Source organism: Streptomyces sp. NPDC059743 (assembly GCF_042732975.1).
Taxonomy (GTDB): domain Bacteria; phylum Actinomycetota; class Actinomycetes; order Streptomycetales; family Streptomycetaceae; genus Streptomyces.
Window position 1 is genome coordinate 135421 of sequence record NZ_JBHWGS010000017.1, and the last position, 23661, is coordinate 159081.

21 protein-coding genes are annotated in these 23661 nt (G+C 68.7%); 8 read left to right on the forward strand and 13 right to left on the reverse strand.

The annotated features are described in order from the left end of the window. The first annotated feature begins 187 nt into the window (after nt 1-187). Nucleotides 188-1774 (forward strand): hypothetical protein, encoded by a 1587-nt coding sequence (locus tag ACFV6H_RS28405; RefSeq protein ID WP_385547539.1) that lies wholly within the window; start codon nt 188-190, stop codon nt 1772-1774. Nucleotides 1775-1822: 48 nt separating this feature from the next. On the opposite strand, the gene ACFV6H_RS28410 is transcribed toward ACFV6H_RS28405, so the two are convergent. Beyond that, nucleotides 1823-2677: a class II aldolase/adducin family protein gene (locus ACFV6H_RS28410; protein ID WP_385547542.1), complete on the reverse strand. Its 855-nt coding sequence runs from the start codon at nt 2675-2677 to the stop codon at nt 1823-1825. A 100-nt stretch (nt 2678-2777) separates the two neighbouring features. On the opposite strand from ACFV6H_RS28410, the gene ACFV6H_RS28415 reads away from it, so the two are divergent. Beyond that, nucleotides 2778-3581 (forward strand): FadR/GntR family transcriptional regulator, encoded by an 804-nt coding sequence (locus tag ACFV6H_RS28415; protein ID WP_384984714.1) that lies wholly within the window; start codon nt 2778-2780, stop codon nt 3579-3581. A gap of 262 nt (nt 3582-3843) precedes the next feature. Further along, entirely contained in the window at nt 3844-4845 is a 1002-nt protein-coding gene (locus ACFV6H_RS28420) for a cupin domain-containing protein (protein ID WP_385547545.1), read from the forward strand. 83 nt (nt 4846-4928) lie between these two features. Here the strand turns inward: ACFV6H_RS28420 and ACFV6H_RS28425 are convergent, their stop codons facing one another. The 10 genes from ACFV6H_RS28425 to ACFV6H_RS28470 form a co-directional block, all read right to left on the reverse strand. Then, a complete protein-coding gene (locus ACFV6H_RS28425; RefSeq protein ID WP_093592534.1) occupies nt 4929-5828 on the reverse strand; it encodes an AAA family ATPase in 900 nt (299 codons plus the stop codon). A 16-nt stretch (nt 5829-5844) separates the two neighbouring features. Further along, nucleotides 5845-6912, reverse strand: a complete 1068-nt coding sequence (locus ACFV6H_RS28430) for a cupin domain-containing protein (RefSeq protein WP_384984708.1) — start codon at nt 6910-6912, stop codon at nt 5845-5847. Between the two features lie 77 nt (nt 6913-6989). Then, nucleotides 6990-8219 (reverse strand): MFS transporter, encoded by a 1230-nt coding sequence (locus ACFV6H_RS28435; protein ID WP_385547549.1) that lies wholly within the window; start codon nt 8217-8219, stop codon nt 6990-6992. Nucleotides 8220-8358: 139 nt separating this feature from the next. Next, on the reverse strand, nt 8359-9495 hold the full coding sequence (locus ACFV6H_RS28440) for an ABC transporter ATP-binding protein (RefSeq protein ID WP_093592544.1): 1137 nt from the start codon (nt 9493-9495) through the stop codon (nt 8359-8361). A 24-nt stretch (nt 9496-9519) separates the two neighbouring features. Then, the gene (locus ACFV6H_RS28445; protein ID WP_385547554.1) at nt 9520-11319 is read right to left on the reverse strand and encodes an ABC transporter permease; all 1800 of its coding nucleotides are present in this window, start codon (nt 11317-11319) and stop codon (nt 9520-9522) included. A 6-nt stretch (nt 11320-11325) separates the two neighbouring features. After that, nucleotides 11326-12432, reverse strand: a complete 1107-nt coding sequence (locus ACFV6H_RS28450) for an ABC transporter substrate-binding protein (RefSeq protein WP_384780804.1) — start codon at nt 12430-12432, stop codon at nt 11326-11328. Nucleotides 12433-12472: 40 nt separating this feature from the next. Further along, nucleotides 12473-13579, reverse strand: coding sequence for an ABC transporter substrate-binding protein (locus ACFV6H_RS28455; RefSeq protein WP_384984697.1), 1107 nt, complete (start codon nt 13577-13579; stop codon nt 12473-12475). Nucleotides 13580-13916: 337 nt separating this feature from the next. Then, on the reverse strand, nt 13917-15557 hold the full coding sequence (locus ACFV6H_RS28460) for an ethanolamine ammonia-lyase reactivating factor EutA (RefSeq protein ID WP_385547559.1): 1641 nt from the start codon (nt 15555-15557) through the stop codon (nt 13917-13919). Nucleotides 15558-15672: 115 nt separating this feature from the next. Further along, nucleotides 15673-16839 carry an ethanolamine ammonia lyase-activating protein gene (locus tag ACFV6H_RS28465; RefSeq protein ID WP_384984691.1) on the reverse strand — a complete coding sequence of 389 codons (1167 nt, stop codon included), beginning with the start codon at nt 16837-16839 and terminating at the stop codon, nt 15673-15675. Nucleotides 16840-17024: 185 nt separating this feature from the next. Then, nucleotides 17025-17768: a 2,3-diphosphoglycerate-dependent phosphoglycerate mutase gene (locus tag ACFV6H_RS28470; RefSeq protein ID WP_385547562.1), complete on the reverse strand. Its 744-nt coding sequence runs from the start codon at nt 17766-17768 to the stop codon at nt 17025-17027. Nucleotides 17769-17928: 160 nt separating this feature from the next. Between ACFV6H_RS28470 and ACFV6H_RS28475 the strand changes: the two genes are divergently transcribed. The 5 genes from ACFV6H_RS28475 (at nt 17929) to ACFV6H_RS28495 (ending at nt 22002) form a co-directional block, all read left to right on the forward strand. Then, complete coding sequence (locus tag ACFV6H_RS28475) at nt 17929-18252, forward strand: 2Fe-2S iron-sulfur cluster-binding protein (RefSeq protein WP_093604250.1); 324 nt, start codon at nt 17929-17931, stop codon at nt 18250-18252. Nucleotides 18253-18361: 109 nt separating this feature from the next. Continuing rightward, a complete protein-coding gene (locus tag ACFV6H_RS28480) occupies nt 18362-19648 on the forward strand; it encodes a Rieske 2Fe-2S domain-containing protein (protein ID WP_385547567.1) in 1287 nt (428 codons plus the stop codon). Nucleotide 19649: 1 nt separating this feature from the next. Then, nucleotides 19650-20183: a 3-methyl-2-oxobutanoate hydroxymethyltransferase gene (locus ACFV6H_RS28485; RefSeq protein WP_385547570.1), complete on the forward strand. Its 534-nt coding sequence runs from the start codon at nt 19650-19652 to the stop codon at nt 20181-20183. A gap of 71 nt (nt 20184-20254) precedes the next feature. After that, nucleotides 20255-21088 carry a 3-methyl-2-oxobutanoate hydroxymethyltransferase gene (locus ACFV6H_RS28490; RefSeq protein ID WP_385547573.1) on the forward strand — a complete coding sequence of 278 codons (834 nt, stop codon included), beginning with the start codon at nt 20255-20257 and terminating at the stop codon, nt 21086-21088. Nucleotides 21089-21147: 59 nt separating this feature from the next. Then, nucleotides 21148-22002, forward strand: a complete 855-nt coding sequence (locus tag ACFV6H_RS28495; RefSeq protein ID WP_385547576.1) for an alpha/beta fold hydrolase — start codon at nt 21148-21150, stop codon at nt 22000-22002. Nucleotides 22003-22101: 99 nt separating this feature from the next. On the opposite strand, the gene ACFV6H_RS28500 is transcribed toward ACFV6H_RS28495, so the two are convergent. Further along, entirely contained in the window at nt 22102-22566 is a 465-nt protein-coding gene (locus tag ACFV6H_RS28500; RefSeq protein WP_385547579.1) for an RpiB/LacA/LacB family sugar-phosphate isomerase, read from the reverse strand. A gap of 59 nt (nt 22567-22625) precedes the next feature. Further along, nucleotides 22626-23573 carry an ABC transporter substrate-binding protein gene (locus ACFV6H_RS28505; RefSeq protein ID WP_385547582.1) on the reverse strand — a complete coding sequence of 316 codons (948 nt, stop codon included), beginning with the start codon at nt 23571-23573 and terminating at the stop codon, nt 22626-22628. Between the last annotated feature and the right edge of the window lie 88 nt (nt 23574-23661).

Sequence of the window (23661 nt, forward strand, 5' to 3'; positions counted from 1 at the left end):
CCGGTGGGGCTTGGGCCCACAAGTGGGTCCGGGGGCCCTGCCGTTGGGCCCGGATTCATTTCTACGCTGCCTCCCGTTCGGGGGAACGGTGACGGCGTGGGGCGAGGAGTGGATGGTGAGAGGCGCCGGAGGTCGGATTTGGCATGCCCATGGCAGTAGAGCTCATGGCGACAAAGGCCAGGGCGGGGTGGAGTATGTCGCGGTGATCGGGGTGGTGGCCCTGGTCGTGGCGGCGATCGTGGGGCTGACGGTGCCCGACGACGAGGCGGTCGGACTGAAGAACGCCGTCTGCCGGATCATCCATGCGGCCGACGGCGGAGCGGAGTGCGCCTCGGGCGAGGACGGTGGAGGCGGCGGCGGGGACGACGGCGGCGGAGGTGACGGCGAGGATCCCGTCGCACCTCCCAACGATCCGTTCCAGCCCGCGAAGTGTCTGCTGTCGCAGGATCAGACCAAGGACACGGTCGTCATCCAGATCCTCTTCATCAAGATCAGCAGCTCGGAGACCGTGAAGCTCCAGCAGTGGTCCGACGGTACGGTCACCTTGGAGCGGGTCACCGAATCCGGCGCCGGAGTCACGGCGAGCATCTCCGCGGGGATCCCGGGGCTGAAGGACTGGGGCGGCAGCGCCTCACTGAGCGGCACCTATCTGGCGGGCAGCGGCAGTGGCGGCCAGTGGCTGTTCAACGGCAACAAGAGCGACAACCCCCAGGCGGACCTGGAGGCCAACCTTGAGGACGCCAAACAGTTCGCCGAGTACCTCAAGGCCATGGACGACTGCAACAGCCGCCCGGCGGGCCCCCGTTCCTCCGAACTCGGGATGATCTGCGGCTACCACGCAGGCAAGAAGAAGCCCGACCTCCCACCGGAGCGGGCGCCGGACGTCGACATCACCAAGACCAGCGTCGAGAAGTCGGGCGGGCTGAGTTTCGGCAAGTCGTTCAAGAAGGGCAGTGGCGAGGGCGGCAAGGACGGTAAGCCGAAGGACCTCGGCAGCATCTCCGGCGAGACGTTCTCCGGCTCGATGACCGAGGACGTGGTGGTCCTGCGGGCCAAGACGGGACCGGACGCCGGGAAGATCACCTTCACCTACACCTTCTCGGTGGGCGCCAAGGCCGGTGAGGTGGGCCAGGTCATTGGCACGCGGATGCAGCAGGTGGCGGTCACTTATGACGCGGCCATGTACGACGAGGAGGAGAAGAACGGCCAGCCGCACCATCCGCAGAAGATGGTGATCACGACCAGTCAGGAGGCGGGCGAAGGGCCTGGGGTCAATGTGGGTGCGGGTGCCAATGCGGGGCCTGTGACGATCGATGTCGGCGGTGGCGGCGGTGAGGTGGAGTCGCAGATCCATGTGGAGTCGGCCGAGGTCGCTCTCGACAATGACGCGGACAGTACGCTGGTGGAGGACTGGCTGCGCGGGCGCGGTGACTTCCCCGCGAGCGACGCGCTGCCCTCGCCCTCGGAGGCGGCCGAGGCGCCCGGCGCGGACGCCGGCCCGATTGAGCGGCTCCTGCACGACAAGGGCAAGCTGTCGCGTCTGGACTACGAGGCCAACACGGACTGGTGGAACGCCTCGCTCGGGATCGGCTTCGGGATCTCCGCGGGCCAGGTCAGCATGGGCTTCAAGCTCTTCGGCATCGACATCACCCATGAGCACAAGGAACAGACCATCACCGGCGATCCCACCTACGCCACCGGCCCCCAGAGCGGCGGCACACGTCCCTGGGTCGAATGGAAGAACTGCACCCAGACCACACCCATCACCACCTGATGTCCTGACGACGTCTTCGGTACGGATGTGGGCACGGGCCGTCGCGCGTCAGCGCAACGGCGGCGCCATCTGGAGGCCCTCGCTCGCGGCACGGGCCTCCAGATGGCGCCACATCGCCGCGACATTGAACGAGGCGCCCAGATCGGGCAGTTCGGCCAGGTCCTCGTCACTCACCGGCCGCAGTGGTGCACCGGTGCCGGCCACCGCGAGGGTGATCCGCGCCAGCGAATCCACCGCCAGCGCGCGGGTGACGGCGGTGGCGACGGCCTCGGCGGGATCCCCGCCGCCGACAGCGACCAGACCGTGTCCCTTGAGCACCGCCACGGGTCGGTCGCCGAGCGCGCCGGCCATCTGTTCGGCCAGGTCACGGCGGCGGATCAGTGCCGAGCGCGGCCAGACGGGTATGCCGTCGTGCGCGAGGCGCGCGGCGGGGATGTCGTACGAGCCGACGAGCGGGAGCCAGGGGAGTCCGGCGGCCGACACGGCGACGACCGCGGGCGGATGCGCGTGCACGACCGCGGTGACATCGGGCCGGGCGCGCAGGATCTCGGTGTGGATGGGCAGTTCGTTCGGCGCCGCCCAGCCGTCGGTGCTCACGTCCTCGGCGTGGTGGCTCCGGCCTTCGGCGCCGGTCCTGCGGCCGTCGAGGCCGACCTCCTGGATGTCGTCCACGACGGTGAAGGCCAGCCCTCGTTCGCGAGGGCCACGTCCCCGTACCAGCAAGGTCCCGGCTCCCACGCGGGCGCTGACATGGCCGAGGATGTGCTCGACCAGACCGGTGACGGCCAGCACACGGCACGCGACGGCGAGGCGCTCGCGCAGTGCTTCGTACTCGCCCGGCGTCAGCTCACCGGAAGCCGTTTCCCATGGCCGGGGCCGGTCCGCCGCCCTGCGGTCGGTCATCGGACGCTCTCCCGGGAAAGTGAGATGGTATTTTGGTATGACCTTAAACCATTGCTCGGAGAGCCGTCAATCGAGCGGTCGGCCATGGGACACTGTGCGCATGCCAACCCGACCCAGGAGCCAGCCTCCGGCAGTCAAGACCGGTGGCGACACGCCTGCCGGGCGACTTCCCGTGCCCGAAGAGCTGTTCAAAACCGTTTCCTCCAGCCGTGTCTCCCAGGTCATCGTCGATCAGATCCGGCTTCTGCTGAAGGAAGAGCGTCTGAAACCTGGTGACCGGCTGCCCAGTGAGCGCGAGCTGTGTGTGCACTTCGGTGTCAGCCGTGTGACCGTACGCGAGGCGCTGCGCATCCTTGAGGCGAGCGGACTCGTGGAGATCCGGGTCGGCGCCCGGGGCGGTGCCTTTGTCACCACGCCGGACGCGCGTCAGGTGGGCGAGGGCCTCGCGACTCTGCTCTCCCTGTCGCCGCTGACCGCCGCCGAGGTCACCGAGGCACGGCTCGTCGTGGAGTTGGGCATCGTCCCGCTGATCGTCGAGCGGGCCACCCAGGAGGATCTGGACGCGCTGCGGGTGATGTGCGACGAGCACGCCGAGGCGCTGGAGCGTGGCGAGTACACCATGGAGCTGTCCGCGGACTTCCACACCCGGGTCGCGGCCTGTACGCACAACGCGGCGATCAAGATGCTGGTGGAGTCCTTCCACGGCCCGCTGCTGATGAGCCTCCGGCAGGCGCAGACGGTCGAGCCGCAGATGGGCCTGCTCGGCTCCAAGGAGCACCGGGACTTCGTGGAGGCCGTCGCCGCGCGTGATCTCGATGCCGCGACGGCGACCATGAACGCCCATCTCCAGCGGACGGCGTCCCGAGTCAAGGAGGAGCACGCCGAAGGTGACACCGCCGGGTGACACCGGTCGTCCCACGCGTCTCTTCCTTTCCCGCAGCCCACTCCCGCAGTCCACTCAGTCCGTGACTCCACCGGCCGATGAGCCGGACCGGCGCCCCATGACGGCTCTCCGTCATGGGGCGCCGTGCTGTTTCCGGGAAGGCCGGGCCGTTCCGGCGCCATGCCGTCCCAGGGGTTACCAGCGACCCTCGCAGGTATTATGGTTAGACCACTGAAACTGACCTACTGCGTCACACACATGCCTGCACAGCACAGGAGGACCCATGGGCAAGAAAGGGCGCGTCTTCGTCCGCGGCCTGACGTCCGAGACCTACGGTCTGGACGATTTCCGTCAGCGGCAGCTCGCGGTGGACCGCGTACGTGACGACTCCGTGGTCGTCGACGACGCCAAGGTCGGCCACTCCGGCGACAGCGAGCAGTCCCGTACCTGGTGGCGGGTCGGCCCCGGTGACGAGGACTTCCTCACCCAGACGATCCAGGTCCACTTCGTGGAACTGCCGCCGGAGTCCAGCAACCACGGACACGGCCACCAGAACGAGGCGGCCTTCTACATCCTGCGCGGACGCGGTTACGAGATCCATGACGACCAGCGCTACGACTGGGCCAAGGACGACCTCGTCTTCGTCCACACCGACTCCGTCCACCGTCACTTCAACCCGTACGACGAGACGGCGACCGCGCTGGTCGTCAAGGCCAAGAGCACCTGGATGTTCATGGGCCTGTGGCAGCAGGGCCGCAGCGGCCCGGTCAAGCGCGAGGCCGAGTTCGGGCCCCGCGAAGAGTGGTCCTCCGTGTGGACGCCGGGCGTTCTGGACCGCAAGAAGGTCATCAGTGTGTCGGACACCAAGTGGGAGAACACTCCGCTCGGCCGCGTCCGTGTGATGTCCTCCCCGGAGCGCGCCGACGCCCGGATCTTCTCCATCGACGCCTTCGAGCTCGACATCGCCGCCGGCAGCCGCTCGGGCAAGTACTGGAAGATGGCCGACGAGGTCCTCTATGTCCTCGAAGGCGGCGGCTACGCCCTTCAGTGGGAGGTCGAGGCCGAGATCGCCGAGAAGTACTACGCCCGGGTCGCTCTGGAGCCCACGCGGTACGAGGTCACCCAGGGCGACACCCTCTATGTGCCGCAGAACCACATCTGCCAGCTCTTCGCGGCCGACGGCACACCGCTGCGTGTTCTCTCCGCGCAGAACCGTGTGTTCAAGCACCTCGGTTACGACAATGTCCACTTCCTGGAAGACGCGCCCGAGTACACCAAGCGCTGACCGCCGGACACAGCACAACGGACAAGGCCGCGTCCCCGCCGGGGACGCGGCCTCCTCCGTTTCTGTTCGGGCCGTTGCAAGCCCTACGCTCCGGCCGAGGAACCGTCCGCCGCGCTCTCCTCCGCCGCGGCGATCAGATCGTCGGCACCGAGCAGCGACGGCTCGCGCGCCGTCTCCAGCCGCAGGGCGAGCGCGCCGTGCACCGTCTTGCGTATCCGCCGCCCGTCCAGACCGGTGAGCAGCTTGCCCATGCGCCGGTGCAGCGAGGTGTCCTCGGCCAGCGGACGCAACGCGGGCCACTGGGCGGCCAGTTCACGCAGCGAGTCGGCCACGATGAGCGGAATCACCGACTCGTCCGGCAGGGCGGTCCGTACGACGAGGTCGGCGCGGGAGAGAAAGGCCTCGTCGACCGCCTCGGCGAAGTTCGTCGTGACCACCAGCAGGGTGCCGGGACGCTCGGCCCGCAGCGCGTCAAGACCGCTGAGCACGGCGTCCGTCGCCCGGTGGACATCGACCGGATTGGTGTCGAACGAGGCCGCCTGTCTGCGTACGGCCAGCGCCTCCACCTCGTCCACCAGGACCAGTGTGTGCGGACGGCGCGCGGCCAGTTCGGGCAGTGTCTCGCGGAAGAGCCGGGAGACCGAGCGCTGGCTCTCGCCCAGCATCTCGCTGGGGAAGGCATGCGGATCGACCTCGACCAGTGTGGTCGCGCCGTGCGGCGCGAGTGTCCGCGCGGCGGCCTGCGCGAGCCCTTGGGCCAGCGTGGTCTTGCCGGTGCCCGGCGGTCCCGCGAGCACCACGAGGCCGTGCGGGGCCACGGCGGAGCCCGCGAGCCGCGCCCCGTGCCGGAGCACGAGGACAGCGGTCGCGAGCAGCCGTTCCTTGATCCGTGGGTCGGTGATCACCGCGTCCCACGGTCCGTCGTGATGGCCGGCGGGCAGCGCGTGGATTCCCGCCACACCATGGGGCAGTGCCGCGATCACGGTGTCCGCCTTCCGCTCATGGCCAGGTGGGCCGCTGGAGCTCCGGCCACTCGATGGTCGACGGGTCACCGGCCTGCGCGTCACGGATATGCTCCGGCGGCTCCTCGAAGAGCACCAGCGGATCGCACAGCGCCCGCATGGTCTCCAGCAGACTGTCGAACATATGGATACGGACGACCTTCGCCGTGCGCGAGGGATCGGTGTTGATGTGCTGGTGCCACAGGAAGTGGTCGACGACGATGAGATCGCCCTTCTTCCACGGGTGCCGCTCACCGCCCTCCGGCTCGGTGCCCAGATAGCTCTCGCCCGAGCCCTCCACCACATACAGCCAGGCCTCGCCCGGATGACGGTGCATCGACTGGGCCCGGCCCGGACCGATCTCGAACATGGCCATGGTGATGCCCGACGCCTGGTAGCCGATGGCACGGTCGAGCAGGAAGGTGGTCCGGGTGCCGCGTGGAGTGTTGCGCAGTTCGAGTTCGTCCCAGCTCGTGTGCAGCCGGCCGGAGCGACGGGCCTGCTGGTCACGGGCGAGACGGCGCAGCCGCGCGGCGTACGGGTCGGCTCCGTCGCGGCCCTCGGAGAACGGCGGGCGCGGCGGGAGCTCCGAGCAGGGCGTGTCTCCCGCGTCCTCGATGAGGGCCATTCCCATGGTCTCCAGGAGCGGTTCGCTGGAGAACGTCAGATAACGCGCCGTGGTGTCACCGGAGTTGCCGCTGCGGTGCCAGGCCCACGCCGGGAAGTGCAGCGAGTCGCCCGGTCCCCATTCGACGCGCTGCCCGTCGATCTCGGACCAGCCCTGCCCGGCCACCACGAACACCATGGCGTCCCATGAGTGACGGTGTGCGGTGGTCGTCGTTCCCGGGTCCATCTCATGGGCGAGGGCGTCCATGGTGCGGGTGGGCCGGTCACCATCGGCGCCCACATACACACCGACACGGCTGCCCCGTGAGGTGGTGTGCATCTCGACGTCCTCGTGCGCGACGACGGTGCGATGGTTGGCACGCCACTCCTCGATGAACTGGGCGCGTCGGCGTTTCTGCACGTGGTAATGGGTGACTTCGGTGGTGGTGTGCGTACTCATACTGCCTCCCTGCGATGGGTGGGCGGTTGTCGGTGTGAATGGAGAGGCTCGCCCTGTGCCATGGGCCTCGGGGCGGGTCAGGTGGTGGCGGGCCGTGCCTTCCGTACGCTGTAGTCGCGGACCGTACGGCTGCGGGCGGCGCTCAGTCCGGACACGGCGGCCGGGACCAGGCCTCCGAGCGTGAGCGCGAGCACGGGACCCGTCACACCCGCGAGCGCGCCGATCACCGTGTCCCCGATCGCCGGACCGCCCCGGGAACACATCTGATAGATGGCGGAGACCCGTCCGCGCAGTGTGTCCGGTGTCTCCACCTGGACGGCCGCGTGCCGGACGGTGGTCGCGAGCGCGTCCGCGGCGCCGAGTGCGAGGGCCATGACGATCGCCACCGGGAACACCCGTGACTGCGCCAGCCCCACCACGGCGAGCCCGTACGTGGCCGTGCCCCACAGCACGAGATGGCCCGACCGCGCCGTACGGACCAGTCTGAAGACCCATACGGAGCCGATCAGGGCTCCCGCCGAGGGCGCGGCGGAGAGCAGACCGTAACCGGTGGCCCCGACATGCAGCACGTCCTCGGCGAACGCGGGCAGCAGCACCCGGTACGCGCCGAACACGGTGGCGGCCAGATCCAGGCCCATCAACTGCCAGACCACGGGCCTGCGGCCGATGTAGCCGACGCCCTCGCGCAGGCTCGCCAGCAGCGACCGCCGCTCCTCGTCCACGGCCAGCGGCGGAACCCGCAGCACCGCGAGAACGACGACGAGCACACCGTAGGTGACGGCGTCGAAGACATAGACCGCGCCGGGCCCGCCGGCCGCGATGAGCAGACCGGCGAGCGCCGGGCCGGTGAGCACCGCCAGCTCGCGCGAGGGATTGAGCAGCGCGAAGGCGTCCACGAGCCGCTCCTTGGGCACCATCGCGGGGATGAGCGCCTGGCGGGCCGGCTGGTCGAAGGTCGCCGCCGCTGTCGCCAGCAGCGAGGAGACGACGACGGTCCAGACGGTGGCGGCGCCGGCCAGTGTGACGACGGCGAGTCCGGCCGCGACGAGCAGGGCCAGACACTGGGTCACCTGCAACAGCCGTCGCCGGTCGAGCCGGTCCGCGTAGATCCCGCCGAGCGGCGAGAGCACCAGCAGGGCGACGGCCTGCGCGAGGCCGACGAGTCCCACCTGCGCGGTGGAACCGGTGAGTTGGTAGACCTGGTAGAGATTGGCGGCGACAGCTCCCCGTGTTCCGATCTGGGACAGGATCACGCCGCCCCAGTAAAGGGTGAAGTCGCGATTGCGCAGCACCTCGGGTATCGCCATACGGAAGCAAGGGCCTTTCTCTGTCCTGGCAGCCGGTCCTGGCGGCCGGTCCTGGCGGCCGGTTCCGGTGGCCGGTGCGGACGGCCGGCCCGGTGGGCGGTCCTGGGCGCCGGGACCGGCCACCGGCGCCCAGGACGTCTCAGTCGACGGGGACGAGCGTGACCTTGTCCGGCGCGACGGTCAGATGCACCTCGGTGCCGGGCGGGATCGACACCGTGGGGTTGGAGCGGCTGCGGATCTCCAGATCCCCGACTCCGGTGATGTGGTCGATGGCGTCACCGAGGAAGGCGCGTGTACGGACCTTCCCGGACCACTCGTTGGGCACATCGCCGCGCGGTGTGGTGGAGACGTCGATGGACTCCGGACGGATGGAGAGCAGGACCGAGTCCCCGACGGCGGGTGTCCTCGGGCACTCCCGGGCGATCAGCCGTCCCTGTGTGGTCTCGACGGCCACCTCGTCGCCCGTCACCGACACCACCCTGGCCTCGATGAAGTTGGACGTGCCGATGAACTCGGCGACGAACCGGGTGGCCGGCTTGGTGTAGATCTCGCGCGGCTTGCCGATCTGCTCGATACGGCCCTCGTTCATCACGGCTATCCGGTTGGACATCACCAGCGCCTCGGACTGGTCGTGTGTCACATAGATCGCGGTGAGGTTCAGCTCCCGCTGGAGCCGCTTGAGTTCGAAGCGCATGCTCTCGCGCAGCTTGGCGTCCAGATTGGAGAGCGGTTCGTCGAGCAGCATCAGCTCCGGCTGGGTGACCAGCGCGCGGGCGAGCGCGAGACGCTGCTGCTGGCCGCCGGAGAGCTTGGTGGCGGGCCGTGAGGCGTACGCGCCCAGCTCGATCACATCGAGCACCTGATGGACGCGCTCCTCGATCTCCTTGCGTCCCGGGCGCTTGGCCCTGGGCATCACATCCAGCGGGAACGAGACGTTCTTGAAGACCGACATGTGCGGCCAGATCGCGTACGACTGGAAGACCATGCCGAAGCCGCGCCGGTTGGCCCGGAGATTGACGCCCTTCGTGGCGTCGAACAGCACCCGGTCGCCGAGGCAGACCCGGCCGGCCGTCGGTTGCTCCAGGCCCGCGATGGAGCGCAGTGTGGTGGTCTTGCCGCAGCCGGACGGGCCGAGCAGGGTGAACAGCTCACCGTCGCGGACGTCGAAGTCAACCCCGTCGACGGCGAAGACACGCGTGCTGTCGGCGGACTTGCGGCGGCGCGCCGCGCCCGCGGACGATTCATAGCTCTTGGCGAGGGATTCGACAGTCAGCATCCCTGGTGTCCCTTCGGGCAGGTGCTAGTTCGACGAGTCGCCCTGGAGCCCGAAGCGGGCTCCCAGGCGGTAGGCGATGGAGACGAGCAGAACGAGGATCAGGACCATGCAGACACCGAGGGCGGCGAGCGTGGTGAACTGGCCGTTCTCGAACTGCTCCCAGATCAGGACCGACAGCACTTCCTTGCCGGGGCTGTAGAGCAGGATCGTGCTCGACAGTTCACGGAACGAGACGACGAGGATGTAGACCCAGCCGGCCAGGATGCCGCTGCTCATCAGTGGCAGCAGCACACGACGGAAGGTCTGGAACCACGAGGCGCCCGAGACCGCCGCCGACTCCTCCAGCTCCGGCGACATCTGGGCCATCGCCGAGGAGGAGTAGCGCATTCCGTACGGCAGATAGCGCGTGCAGTAGGACACCAGCAGGATCAGCAGCGTGCCGTAGATCGGCAGCGGCATCCGCAGATAGACGAAGGAGAGCGCCAGACCGAGGACGAGTCCCGGGATCACGATGGGAGTGAAGGCGAGCAGATCCAGCATCCGCCGTCCCGGAGCCTTGGTCCGCAGCACCACCCAGGAGACGATCGAGGTGAGGAGCATGACGGCCGTGGCCGCGCCGACACCGACGATGAGCGAGTTCTTCAGCGCGGTGAAGGCGAGCGGCATGTGCAGGACTTCGTTGTAGTTCTCCAGCGACATCGTGCTGAGTGTCTTGCGCGAGGGCGCCGCGTAGTACTTCAGCAGGGACGCGTAGACGAGGACCGCCACCGGCAGGACGACCGTGACCAGGAAGTACACGATCACTCCGGTGCCGACCCATGGCCGGGCCCGCCCGAGGTCCACCGGCCGGGGCCGGAAGGCCTTGCCGGTCACCGTCTGGAAGTTGCGCGAGGAGCGCTGGAGCCAGCCGGAGAGCAGCACGCCGGCCGCCGCGATGAGCAGCAGTCCGATGGCCAGGGCGCCCGCGGCGCCGTAGTCGATCGGATAGGCCCGCAGTACGAAGTAGATCCGGCTGGTGAAGACGTAGATGCCGTTCTGCAGGCCCAGCAGGCCGGGCACCTCGAAGCTCTCCAGCGACTGCACGAACATCAGCAGCGCGGCCGAGATCATCGCCGGGCGCAGCAGCGGGACGGTGATCCGCCGCAGTACGGTGCTCCGCCGGGCCCCCGACATGGCCGCGGACTCCTCCAGCGAGGGATCCATCGCCCGGAAGGCGGCGACCATGAGCAGAAAGGTGACGGGAGCCAGATGCAGTCCCTGCACCCAGATCATGCCCCACACACTGAAGATGTTCACCGGTGAGGCGCCGAACAGCGGTTTGAAGATGAGTGTGTTGATGACACCGCTGGACGGATCGCCGAGGAAGATCCACGAGGTCGCGTAGAGGATGCCGGGCACGATCAGCGGCACCAGCGAGGCCGCGAAGAACAGGCCCTTGAAGGGAGTGTCCGTACGTACCTGGATATAGGCCAGCACCGTGCCGAGCACCAGGGCGAGCGCCGCGGAACCCAGCGCGAAGCCCAGCGAGTTGAGCATCATCGAGCCGGCCTGGGAGTTGCCTCCGTAGGCGCGCGAGAACGCGCCGAAGGAGACTCCCGTACCGGTGCTGTTCAGAAAGGTGTCATGGACGAGATAGCCCAGCGGTACGAGGGCGAGATAGCCGACGATCACCACGGCGCCGCCGACCAGGAGCCCCTGGAAGGAGAGCAGCCGCCGCAGCAGTGCCACGAGCCGGCCGGGAGCGGTGGGCTCGGGAGAGGCGTCCGTACCGGACGTCCCGCGGTCGCCGCCCTGCGAGGTGGTGGCGGTGGAAGCCAGTGCCATCGCCGGTCACCGCCCCACCGTGTCGGCGCCGCGGAGCAGCGCGTCGTACTTCTTGTCCCAGACGGTGTCGTCCTTGGTCAGGCCCTCGACATCGAACGGTACGAGGGTGAGCCCGGCGACGCTCTTGTCGCCCGGGACCTTGGTGGACGGGGTGAGGCCGAGGTCCACGAGGGTCTTCTGGCCGTCGGTGAGCAGCCAGTCGTAGAACAGCCAGGCGGCGGCCGGATGCTGGGCGCCCTTGATCATGCCGACTCCGTTGGGCCGGGCGAAGGCGGGAATGGTGGAGACCCCGCTCGCGGGCAGATGGGTCACGGGCGCGCCGTCCTTGGCGGCTCTGGCGGTGATGTACGTGTAGTTCATCGCCTCCATCGAGGTCTGGCCCGCGGTCAGGAACTGCATCATCGTGGTGTGGCCCTTGGCGACCTTGGAGTTGGCGGCGATCGCCTTCCAGAGGGAGTCCACCTCGGCCTGTGACTTTCCGTGGTCGAGCCAGTACTTGGTGACGTTCTCGTACCAGTCGCTGTCGCTGATCTCCATGGTGATCTGGCCCTTGTACTTGGGCAGGGCCAGGTCCTCCCAGCTCCTGGGCTCGTCACCGGGCTTGATCTTCGTGGTGTTCCAGGCGGGCTGGAACACATTGAAACGGGTGGCCGTCCAGTGGTCGAACTTCCCGGCGGACTCGACCTTGTCGAGTCCGGAGCCGTTGTAGTCGGCGAGGTGGCCCTTGCCGGCGAGGATGGCCATCTCCGCGAAGTTGGTCTCGATGACATCGGCGCCGGGCCGGCCGGCCTCCTGCTCCTGGAGTGTCCGCTGGAGGACGGTCTCCGAGTTGCCGCGGAAGACACTGACACGGATGCCGTACTTCTTCTCGAAGGCCTCGGCTATCGGGGTCGCGATGTCGGCGGTCATCGAGGTGTAGAGGGAGAGGGTCTTGCCCTCCTTGCCCGCCAGGTCCTCCGCCTGCGCGCGTTGCTCGGTCCTGGCCAGCCCCTTCAGCCGGCCGTAGACCTCGTCCGCGTCACTGTTGGAGGAGCCCGGCACGCCGCCGCACCCCGCGACGAGCGTCGCGGCCAGCAGACCGGACACGGAGAAGGTCAAGTTACGGGTCCTCATACGGGTGCGCTCCTGTGGAGAGGTGCAAACGGTGAGTGGGTCAGCCGGCCTTGGGAACGCCACGCAGCAGGGCGTCGTAGTCGCCGCTCCACTTGGTGCCGTCCAACTCGGTGGTCTTCGAGAGGCTGTAGGTGGTGGTGCCGGCCGGGATGGGGTCCTTGAAGCCCGGGACGGAGGAGGCCGCCGGGATACGCAGGGACTCGGCGATCGCCTTCTGTCCGTCGCTGAGCACCCAGTCGGTCCACAGCAGCGCTGCGGCGGGATGCCTGGGCCGGGACATGAGGCCGACTCCGTTGGGTCGCAGGATCACTGGCTCCACCACGGGCCGCCATGCCACGGGCGCGCCCTTTTTGGCGGCCTTGTCGATGGTGTGGCTGTATACGGACAGGGCGACGGCGAACTGTCCCGCACTGAGCAGTTCGCCCTGCACCGTGTGGCCCTTGGTCACCTTTACATTGGCGGCGATCCTTTTGAAGAGGTCGTCGGCATCGGATTGGCTCATGCCCTGCTCTTCGGTGAGATACGTGTGCATCGACGCGTACCAGTCCCAGTCGCCGATCTCGACGGACAGCTTGCCCTTCCACTTCGGATCGGCGAGGTCGGAGAAGCTCTTCGGCTCCTGGTCCTTCTTGACGAGATTGGTGTTCCAGCCGATGACGAACGCGTTGAAGCGCTCCGCGGTCCAGCCGCCGAGTCCCTTCGCGGCGTCCTTGAGACCGGCCGCGGACGGTCCCGTGTAGGGCGTGAGCAGTCCCTGCTTGTCCAGTGCGCGCAGTTCGAGGTCATTGGTGTCGACCACGTCGTTCTGCGGCTTGTTGGCCTGGTTCTCCTGGGAGATCCGCTGGAGGACCGTCTCGGAGTTGGCCCGGAAGGCGTTGACCTTGATGCCGGGATAGGCCTTCTTGAAGCCGTCGACCAGGTCCTGGATATCGGTGTTCGAGGTGTACAGATCGAGCTGCGCGCCATCGCTCTTCGCGTCGGCGAGCAGTCGGTCGGTACGTGCTTTCCCGGTCAGGGAGGCGTAGTCGGCGTAGGGGTCGGTGGATCCGGCGGAGCCGCCGGGAGGCTGGGTCGTGGGAGAGGAACCGCAACCCGTGAGGATCAGTCCGGCGGCCAGAAGGCCGGCCGTAAGAGCACCATGTCGCATCGCACACTCCTGTGGCGAAGCCGGTCGCGGCCCTCATCGGCGGGCGGTGAGGCGCAGGCAGTAAGGGAGGGGACCGGACGGCGGGCTGTTCATACGGTGGTGATGTCCGAGCGTTGCCGCTTGGGTCCCTGCATGAAACACCAGGTTCGGTCTTATGGTCTAACCATGCGACGTCGGTGTTACCTTATTGTTACCGACGGATTGTCGGTAGATTGAACCGTTGACTTTCGGACACATCGCAGACTTGTGCGAAGGCCCTTGCCGCACCTCTGAACAGGGCCGGATTCCCGTGGCCGGCCCAGGTGGCGCACGGTCTCGGACGCGCGGATCCGAGGTTTCAGACACGTGGATCCGCGCCGAAGACCAGTGACTTGATCGTGACGGGCACGGTGTTCGACGGATGGCGCAGCCGCCCGATGTCGATGTAGTCGAAGTCCCTCAGCCGCAGCCCGTCGATGACGAGGAGCGCGCCGCGGACGCCGAGTTCGTCCCGGAGCAGCCTGCCGAGCGTCATGGCGACATCGCCGTCGAGCACGAGATACACGGGCCTCCCGCGCGCGGTGCGGTCCGCGAGGGCGTCCCGCAGACCACGGGCGAAGGCCAGCAGCCGCCGATGGCTCGGCGGTCCGCTCCACGGCACGGCGAGCGCGATATCGGCGTCGGCCCGCGCCGCGTCCAGAGCGGCGAGACGGTGGCGCACGGCGGCCTCGACCGCGCCCGCGTCGACGCTCTCGCCGAGCGCGACGACCGGCCGTACGACCTGGAGGTTACGCAGCGGCAGAAGCGCGCCGGGATCCGAGAAGAAGCCGGTGTTCCCGCTGAGCTGGACGCTGTACTCCGAGGCCCCGAGCGCGGTGGCGCGGATGCACTCGCCCGCGGGCAGCAGCGGGAAGGGCAGCGCACCGGAGTCCACCAGGCGGCGCACCGCGAGGCCGAGCGGCCGTCCGAGATCGCCGAACGCCTCGCTCTGCCGGCCGTAGATGTACTCGGCGACTCCTCCCGAGAACATCACCGCGTCGATGGCGCCGGCCGGTGCGAGCGGCTCTGTCAGGAACAGCTCCGCGACGTCCGGCGGCGGAGGATCACCGGTGACGGCCGCGACCAGCGCGTCCGCCATCGCCTCCGCGACCTTCTCCGTCTCGTCGGGATGCGCGAGGTCGCCGCGCTCCCAGAAGTAGCCGGCCCGGGCCGCGTGCCGGCGGCCGGCCGGATCGAGCCGTACGACACGGCCCGCGCCGTCCATGACCTGGAGCCGCCCGCCGATGTCCAGCGCGGCGGTCGACACCACCTCGCCCCGGTCGAGCACCGCCAGTTTGGTCGTTCCGCCACCGATGTCGATCACGAGCACACGCAGTCCGGTGTCGTACGAGACCTTCGCCGCGCCCGAGCCGTACGCGGCGAGCATGGCCTCCATATGGTGGCCCGCGGTGGCGGTGACCAGCTCGCCGCCGCGCTCGGCCAGCAGATCCGCGATGGCCTCGGCGTTGCGGCGGCGCAGTGCCTCACCGGTGAGGATCACGACGCCGGTGTCCACGGCGGAGGGTTCCACGGCCGCGTCGTTGTACGCGCGGTCGATGATCGAGCCCAGCGCCTCGGCGTCGATGTGCTCGTCGCTCGCGTACGGAGTCAGGGCGACGGGGGAGCGGTAGAGGGTCTCCCTGCGCACGACGATGTACCGGCTGGTCAGATCCTCGCCGATACGGCGCAGCCGGAGCCGGGAGAAGACGACCTGGGTGCCGGAGGAGCCGATGTCCATGCCGACGCTGTGCAGCAGCACGTTGTCCTGCTGCCAGATCGGGTTCTCCTCCAGGGCGCTCAGCGGCTCGTCGTCGTGGACATGGTCATGGTCGGGGACATAGGCGGAGAAGACCGTGCGTATGTCTTCACCGTGACCGTGACCGTCAGCGTGGCTGTGGCTGTGTCGGGGATGGTCGTCGTGGTCGTGGTGGTCGGCGCTGTGCGGTCCGGCGTGCCTCACGATGGTGCTCCTCGTCGTGATCGCGGCACGGCTCGGGCGGTCGAGTCCGCGCCCGTAAGCAGACATGCGGCCCGTGCCCGTGAGGGACACGGGCCGCACACGTGGTGGAGGTCCGTCAGCCGGTGACCGTGCCCTCCGGCTTGGGCGCGAGCGTGGGCAGCTCCGCCTCGTACACCTCGTCCATCCGCGGCTCCATGCCGTGCTTGGCCAGCGCCTCCCGGAAGGTCTCCCGTACCAGCGGCGACTCGTCGGCGTAGTCGATCTGGTCGCCGCCGATACGCCGACTGATCCAGGCCTTCGGCACGCCCTGCGCATTGCGCATGGAGACCACCTCATGCTTGAAGGCGAGATAGCGGCCCGGCTCGGCGCCGGTGTTGAAGTGCTGGTGGAACCACATGTTCGGAGGCACGATCAGCGAGCCGGGACCCCACTCGTAGCGCTGCGGCTCCTCGCCCTCCGGCCACATCAGGCTGTAGCCCTCGCCCGACAGAATGATCACATGGGCGCCGGGACCATGCCGGTGACCCTTCTTGTAGGTGGCCGTCGGGAACTGCGAGATATGGCTGTTCATCGAGCCCTTGGCCATCGCGAAGCGGATATGGCCGCCGCCCGCGCCGCGTTCCTTCGCCTCGATCAGCGGCAGATTGACCGCGTCGGCGACGAAGTTGGTGTCCAGCAGCAGACCCTTCTGCTCGCCTCTGGGAGAGAAGTAGTCCGGCTCACCGTTGAAACGGTCCGGGAAGTCGTGCGGCGTGTGGAAGACGAAGTCCACATCGTCGTAGAGATTGATGACCGGCGGCATGTTCGTCGAGGAGACGAAGCGCGCGGCCTTCAGCCCGGAACCGTTGAAGTGCTGGTGATGGGCGTTGAGCGGGATGGCGAAGATCGATCCCGCCTGCCACTCGAAGGTGACCTCGGCGCCGGTGTCGTTCCACACCTTGGTCGAGCCCTGTCCGTCGAGGACGAGGATCATCTCCTCGAAGAGCTGCCGCTGCGGGGCCAGTTCACCGCCCGCGGGGATCTCGCAGACATAGCAGTCGTTCGACGTACGGGTCGCCTCGTGATTGATGAACACACCTCGGCCGCCGCGCCGCGCCCACGGCTTCAGCTCGACCGTGCGCAGATCGGGCACATAGTGGGCGGAGATGATGTCCAGTCCCTCCGCGGCGACCCAGCGTGTATAGGGAGAGTCCTTCTCGGTGGCGAACTTCGCCGCCAGCTTGTCGTCGACGATCGCGTCCTTGGCCATTACCACGGCCTTTCCTGTCGGCTTGTGTGCCACGTCGGCTCTGTGTGCCACGGAAGTAGCGGAAGAGGCCCCGGACCGGCCGTATCACGGGAGCCGGGAAGGCGGGCCGGTGGAACCGTATCTGGATTGGTAGAACCATAAGTCCACGGATTTTTCATGTCAACGACTCCCGTGGGATCCGGCGCGCGGGTCAGGTCCCAGGCGCGCAGGTCAGGGCCTTATCCCGAGGTGCGGCCGGCCGTTCGCGGGTCCCGGTGGCCCTCTTCCGCCACCGCGCGGGCGGCCTCGGCGGCGCCGGCCGGATCGAGATAGCGGCCTCCGCGTACGACGGGCGCCAGATGCTCGTCGAGCGTGTAGCGCAGAGGAATGCCCGTGGGGATGTTGAGCTCCATCAGCTCGTCGTGGTCCAGCCCGTCGAGATGGGCGGCCAGCGCGCGGAGCGAGTTGCTGTGCGCCACGACCAGAACGGTCCGTCCGGCGCGCAGATCGGGCGCGATCACCTCGTACCAGTGAGGCAGCAGCCGGGCGCTGACATCGGCGAGGGACTCGGTGCGCGGCGCCGGCCCTCCGTCCTCGTCGGCGCCGGGCGGGAGCGGCGGCGGGGCCAGATCGTACGACCTGCGCCAGAGCCGGAACCGCTCCGCGCCGTACTCCCGCAGCACCTCGCTCTTGTCCCTGCCCTGGAGGGTGCCGTAGTGCCGTTCGTTGAGCCGCCAGTCACGGGTGAGCGGCACCTGCGGGCGGCCGAGCGCCGCCAGTGCGAGTGTGCCGGTGCGCACCGAACGCCGCAGCACGGAGGTGTGCGCCACGTCCGGGAGCAGTCCGGCCGTACGCAGCGACCGGCCGGCCTCGCGCGCCTGTTCCTCGCCGTGCGGAGTCAGATCCACATCGACCCAGCCGGTGAAGAGATTTCTGGAGTTCCATTCGCTCTCGCCGTGGCGGAGCAGGATCAGCGTGTGCATGGGCCCGATTGTGACCACGCCCGACGGTGGTCGCGCCACCTTCTCGTTCACTTGCTTGTTCACGTGTCAGCGATCTGGTCTAATGGTCGGACCAAGGGCGGGATGGCTTGATGCCGCGTCCGTCGCTTCGGTAGAGACCAGCCTTGAGAGGAAGTGGACCTTGCCCAAGGTGATCTTCGTCGGCAGCGCCGGTTCCGAACACACCGTCGACGCGACGGCCGGTGATTCGGTGATGGCGGCAGCTGTCAGGAACGGCGTCCCGGGGATCGTGGCGGAGTGCGGGGGCAACTGTTCCTGTGCCACCTGTCATGTCTGGGTGCGGGAGGAGTTCGCGCCTCTGGTCGGCCCTCCGGGCGAGATGGAGGACGATCTGCTCGACATGGGCGTGTCCGACCGCAGGAGCACCAGCCGCCTCTCCTGTCAGATCCGTGTCACACCGGAGCTGGACGGGCTGACCGTCGACATACCTCCCGTGCAGCCCTGACGGCGCTTCTGCGCGTCCGTGCCGCACACCGCGCCCGAGCCGCCGCGCCGGCGGTCGCACCCCACCGAAGCCATCGCGGTGCGGTTCAGTACCTGAAAGGGAAACGGCTGTGCTTAGACAAGACATCAACGAGCTGCTCACGCAGACCGGTCCCGGGACACCCATGGGGGAGCTGTTCCGGCAGTACTGGATTCCGGCGCTGCTGGCCGAGGAGCTGCCGGAGAACGACTCCCCGCCCGTGCGCGTCAAGCTGCTCTCGGAGCGCATGGTCGCCTTCCGTGACAGCGAAGGACGGTACGGACTGGTCGACGAGTTCTGCGCGCACCGGGGCGCCTCGCTCTGGTTCGGCCGCAACGAGGGATCCGGGCTGCGCTGCCCGTACCACGGCTGGAAGTACGACGTCACCGGCCAGTGTGTCGAAGTGCCCTCCGAGGCCGACAACAGCAGCTTCTGCCAGAACGTGCAGCTGACGTCGTATCCGCTGGTGAAGGTGGGCGATGTGCTGTGGACCCATATGGGCGACGCGGCCACCCGGCCCGCGCTGCCGGAGTTCGAGTTCGCCCAGGTGCCACCGGAGCAGACGTACACCTCCAAGCGCTGGCAGCAGTGCAACTGGCTCCAGGCGTTCGAGGGCGGCATCGACTCCAGCCATGTCACCTTTCTGCACTCCGGCGGGCTGAAGACCGATCCGCTGTTCCGGGGCGCCAAGGGCAACGAGTACAACATGAACGACACCAAGCCGTTCTTCGAGGTCGCCGACAGCGACGGCGGTCTCTTCGTGGGCGCCCGGCGCAATGCCGAGGAGGGCACCTACTACTGGCGCATCACGCCCTGGGTGATGCCCAACTTCACCATGGTGCCACCGCGCGGCGACCATCCGATCCACGGCCACTTCTGGGTACCGATCGACGACGAGAACTGCTGGACCTACTCGTTCGACTACCACCCGGTCCGCCCGCTCACCGACACCGAGCGCCAGGCCATGATCGACGGACACGGTGTGCACAGCAAGAACATCCCGGGCACCTACCGGCCCGAGGCCAATATGGACAACGACTATCTGATCGACCGCGAGGCCCAGAAGCGCGGTGACACCTATTCGGGAGTCGCGGGCATCGCCATGCAGGACGCCTCGCTCCAGGAGAGCATGGGACCGATCGTGGACCGTACCCGGGAGCGTCTGGTGCCCGCCGACAGCGGAATCATCAAGGCCCGGCAGAAGCTGCGCAAGGCCGCGATAGCGCTGCGGGACCAGGGTGTGACACCGCCGGGAGTGGATCCCGCACACCACAGGGTGCGTTCGGCGGCCGTGGTGCTGCCACAGGCCGAGTCCTTCCTCGACTCCTGCCGTGACGCGGTCAAGTCGACTCCCGGCGTTCCGCAGTCGTCGGTCTGACATGGCGGCGGCGTCGACGTATCTCAGCGAATGCGCGCGGGCGACCGCGCCGGGCGAGTCCCGGTTCCGGATCCGCGCGGCCATCGCACCGGCCAGGGCCGCGCGCGTGATCGCCCTGGACGAGCGGGCCGAAGGAGTCGCGAACCGGCTGGCAGGCCGGGGCTGGCGGCACGCGCGCTTCTACACGAACCGGAGCGGGCGGGGGCCCGGGCCCGTTGGTTCCGGGCCTGGCGGTTCCGGTCCCGGCGGCGAGTTGCTGTTGCGGGAGCTGGACGGTCCGTTCGTACGGCTCGAAGAGGTGCTGACCGACACCGATGTGGTGGTCGTTCTCGCCACCGAGGACGGAGGCCGGGCCGCCGCTTCCGCGATCGGGCGGCTCTGCGGGAGGAAGGGCATCACGACCGCGGGAGTGGTGCTCGGCGACGGCTTCGAGGCCGGCGACGCCGTCGCCGCGCTGCGTCCGTACGCCCGGGTGCTGCTGCTGTCCGCCGACGAGAGCGATGTGTTCGAACTGCTCACGGCGCTCAGGGTCTAGTCCCGGTCCTGTCCGGGCTGGGCCAGGTCTTGTTTCATCCGTCCGACGACGACCGGAAAGACGAAGGCATCATGACCGACAAGATCAGTCCGCGCGCGCTCCAGCGGATGAAGGAGGACGGCCGCAAGATCGTCGGTGTGGTGGCCTGGGACTACCAGATGGCGCGGATCGTGGACCGGGCCGGTGTCGACCTCGTCTCGGTCGGTGACACGGTCGGTGTCAATCTGTGGGGGCAGTCCAATCCCTTTGAGGTCACCATGGAGCAGATGCTCGTGGTCACCCGGGCGGTACGTCTCGGCGTGCGCCGCGCGCTGGTCAGCGCGGACTTCCCGTTCGGTCCGCTTCAGGAGGGCACGGACAGCGCGGTGCGCGCGGCGATCCGGTTCGTCAAGGAGGCCGGCGTCGACATGGTCAAGCTGGACGCCGCCTCGGACTTTCCCGAGGCGGTCACGGCCATCACGCGCGCGGGCATCCCGGTGTTCGCGCAGTTCGGCATCACACCGCAGACCGCCCTTCGCTACGGCGTCGAGTACAGCGCGATTCCCTCCGCCGCCGACCAGGTGCCGGTGGCGATGAAGGACGCGCTGGTCGCCGAGGCCAGGCTGCTGGAGGAGGCGGGCGCCGTCCTGCTCAACTTCACCAACTCGGGCCCGGTCGTGGGCGCCGCCGTCGCCGAGGCGGTCTCCATCCCGGTCGTCGGCGGATTCGGCGGCGGCCCATGGCTCGACGGCCGGATGCGCATGGTCAACGCGGCCATCGGCTACGCCGCCTCGTCGCTCGACGACCCGCCGGACACCTATGCGAACGTCGCCCGGATCACGCTCGACGCGATCACCGCGTACGCCGGCGACGTCCGGGCCGCGCGGCAGATCGCCGGAGGCATCTCCGTAACGCCCAGGACCTGAGCCCTCGCGCGGCCGGTCGCGACCGGGCAGGACAGGGAACCACGAGAGGAACAGCGCCCATGCCCACCGCCGTCATCGACGGGATCTCCACCCGCTACGAGGTGGCCGGCTCCGGCCCGCCGCTGCTGATGTTCTCGCCCGGAGGCTTCGACTCCTCGCTCGAAGGCTGGCGGGAGACCGGGATCTACCGGCGGCTGCGCCTGCTGGACCGGCTCACCGAGCGCTACACCTGTATCACCTTCGACCGCCGTGAGTCCGGCCGCTCCGGCGGCCGGCTGGAGCGGATCTCCTGGGCCGACTACGCCGCCCAGGGCCTGGGACTCCTCGACCATCTCGGGTTCGAGCGGGCGCATCTGATGGGCGGCTGCGTCGGCTGCTCCACCGCGGCGGTGCTCGCGGTGGCCCGTCCCGAGCGGGTGCTGAGCATGGTGCTCTACTCGCCCGCGGGCGGAGTGAAGTACCGGATGAAGCAGCACGCGCGGTTTCTGCGGCACTTGGCCCATGCCGAGGAGTACGGTACGGCCGGCGTGGCGGAACTGGCGCGGAGCACCGGCTCGGGATTCACCGCGGATCCGAGGGTGGGCCCGTGGGCGGGCGTCATCCGCCGGGACGAGGCGTTCGCCGAACGGTACGTACGGACGGACCCGGAGCGGTATCGCGTGATGGTCACCGGTATGGCGCGGCTGCTCTTCGACCGTGACACGGTGCCGGGCCCGGAGCCCGAGGATCTGCTGACACTCGATGTCCCGGCGCTCGTGGTGCCGGGCCAGGACGACTCGCACGCGCCGTCGGCCGCCCGGTATCTCCAGGAGTGTCTGCCGCTGGCCGAGTACTGGAATGTTCCCGTGACGGAACAGACGGAGACGAGCGCGCCGACGAGAGTGCTGGAATTCCTGGCCGGGGCCGGGGAGTAGCGTCCCGGCCGCAGGGTTGTGAACATACGGAACGTACGACCTGCGTCCGCCCTCGCTCAGGGCCCGAGGGCGGGGCGAAGGCGCGGGGCGCGGGCGGTGTCAGAACGCCCGCGCCCCGCCGCCGCGTTCGATCGCCTCGATCTGGTCCAGCCGCCGCTGATGTATCCCGCCCTTGAAGGGCGTCTCCAGCCACGTGGCCACGATCTCCTCCGCCGCCTCGGGCGCCAGCACCTTCGCGGCCAGGACCAGCACATTGGAGTCGTTGTTGCCGCGCGAGATCCTGGTGCTCCACAGATCGTGGCAGAGCCCGGCCCGTACTCCGGGAAGCTTGTTGCAGGCGATGGTCTCGCCCAGTCCGCTGCCGCCCAGCACGATCCCGCGGTCCGCCGGGCCGTTCGTCACCTGCCAGCAGACATCGGCACAGAGCGGCGGATAGTCCACGATCTGCTCGGCGTCTCCGTAGGCGCCACGGTCGTCGACGGTATGGCCGTGTGCCGCCAGCCATGCCGCGAGACGGCCTTTCAGTACCACACCGTTGTGATCCGCGGCGATGACAATGTGCATGGGTCTCTCCTCCTCCTGTGGGGACGGGTCTGTCAGGGACCGGCGGCACGATCCGACCGTCAGGCCTTCAGGTCGCGCGTGCTCTCGGCGAAGAGTTCCTCCAGCACCGGCGGCCGGTCGAGGATCCGCTGGTCCACCGCATGACGTACGAGCGTCTCCAGCACCGCCCGGTTCGGCTCGATGCCGTACGGGAGCGGATCGGCCCCGGTCTCGTCCATGACGCGCCGGTACATCCGGTCGGCCGCGCCGGGGGTCTCCACCGATCCGTCGCGCAGCCGGTCGACGTACAACCGCTTCGCGCGGGCGAAGGCGTCGAAGACCTCCGGGCCCAGCTCCGGCCGTTCGGCGAGCAGCTCGTCCCGCACCACCACGAGATGGTTGATCGGATAGAACCCGCGCTCGCGCAGGGCCGCGAAGCCCGCCTCCTCGGGATCGGCGATCAGCGGCGACAGCCGTGGCGACTCGGCGTTCACACCGATCGTGGCGGCGAGTTCGCCGTCCGTCAGCCGCTCCTCCAGCGAGCGCTGTCCCACCATCGGTTCGACGTTCGCCGGAGGCCGGTACGCGGCCACATGCTCGTCGCCCGACAGCACCCACCGCACCCGGTCGAGATCGACTCCGTACTCCTCGCGCAGGACCGCCCGCGCCCAGACGCCGGTGGTGACCGTATAGCCGCGGTTCACACCGACCCACCGGCCCTCCAGATCCTTGGGGCTCCGGATGTCCGACGCGGGATCGTGGAGGATCGCGCCGTGGTGGAAGCCCCGTACGAGGAAGACGGGCAGCGCCGTGAACCGTACGCCGTGGGCCTTCGCCACCAGATAGGTGGTCAGCGCCATCTCGCTGACGTCGAACTCCAGGTCGCGAACCATCCGCCGGAAGGCGTGGACGAGTACGGGTACCTCCTCGAAGTCGAAGCGGAAGCCCCGCGGTGTCACCTCCCCGGTCTTCAGCGCCTCGTTGTTGCCCTGCGTACGGGTCACGGTCCTGAGCTGAGATGCGGCCATGGTGTCTGCTCGGCTCTCTCGTGGGCGGCTCCACTCGTGGCGGACTGACGGCCGAAAGGTACCATGGTCAGTCCATCAGTCCATAGAG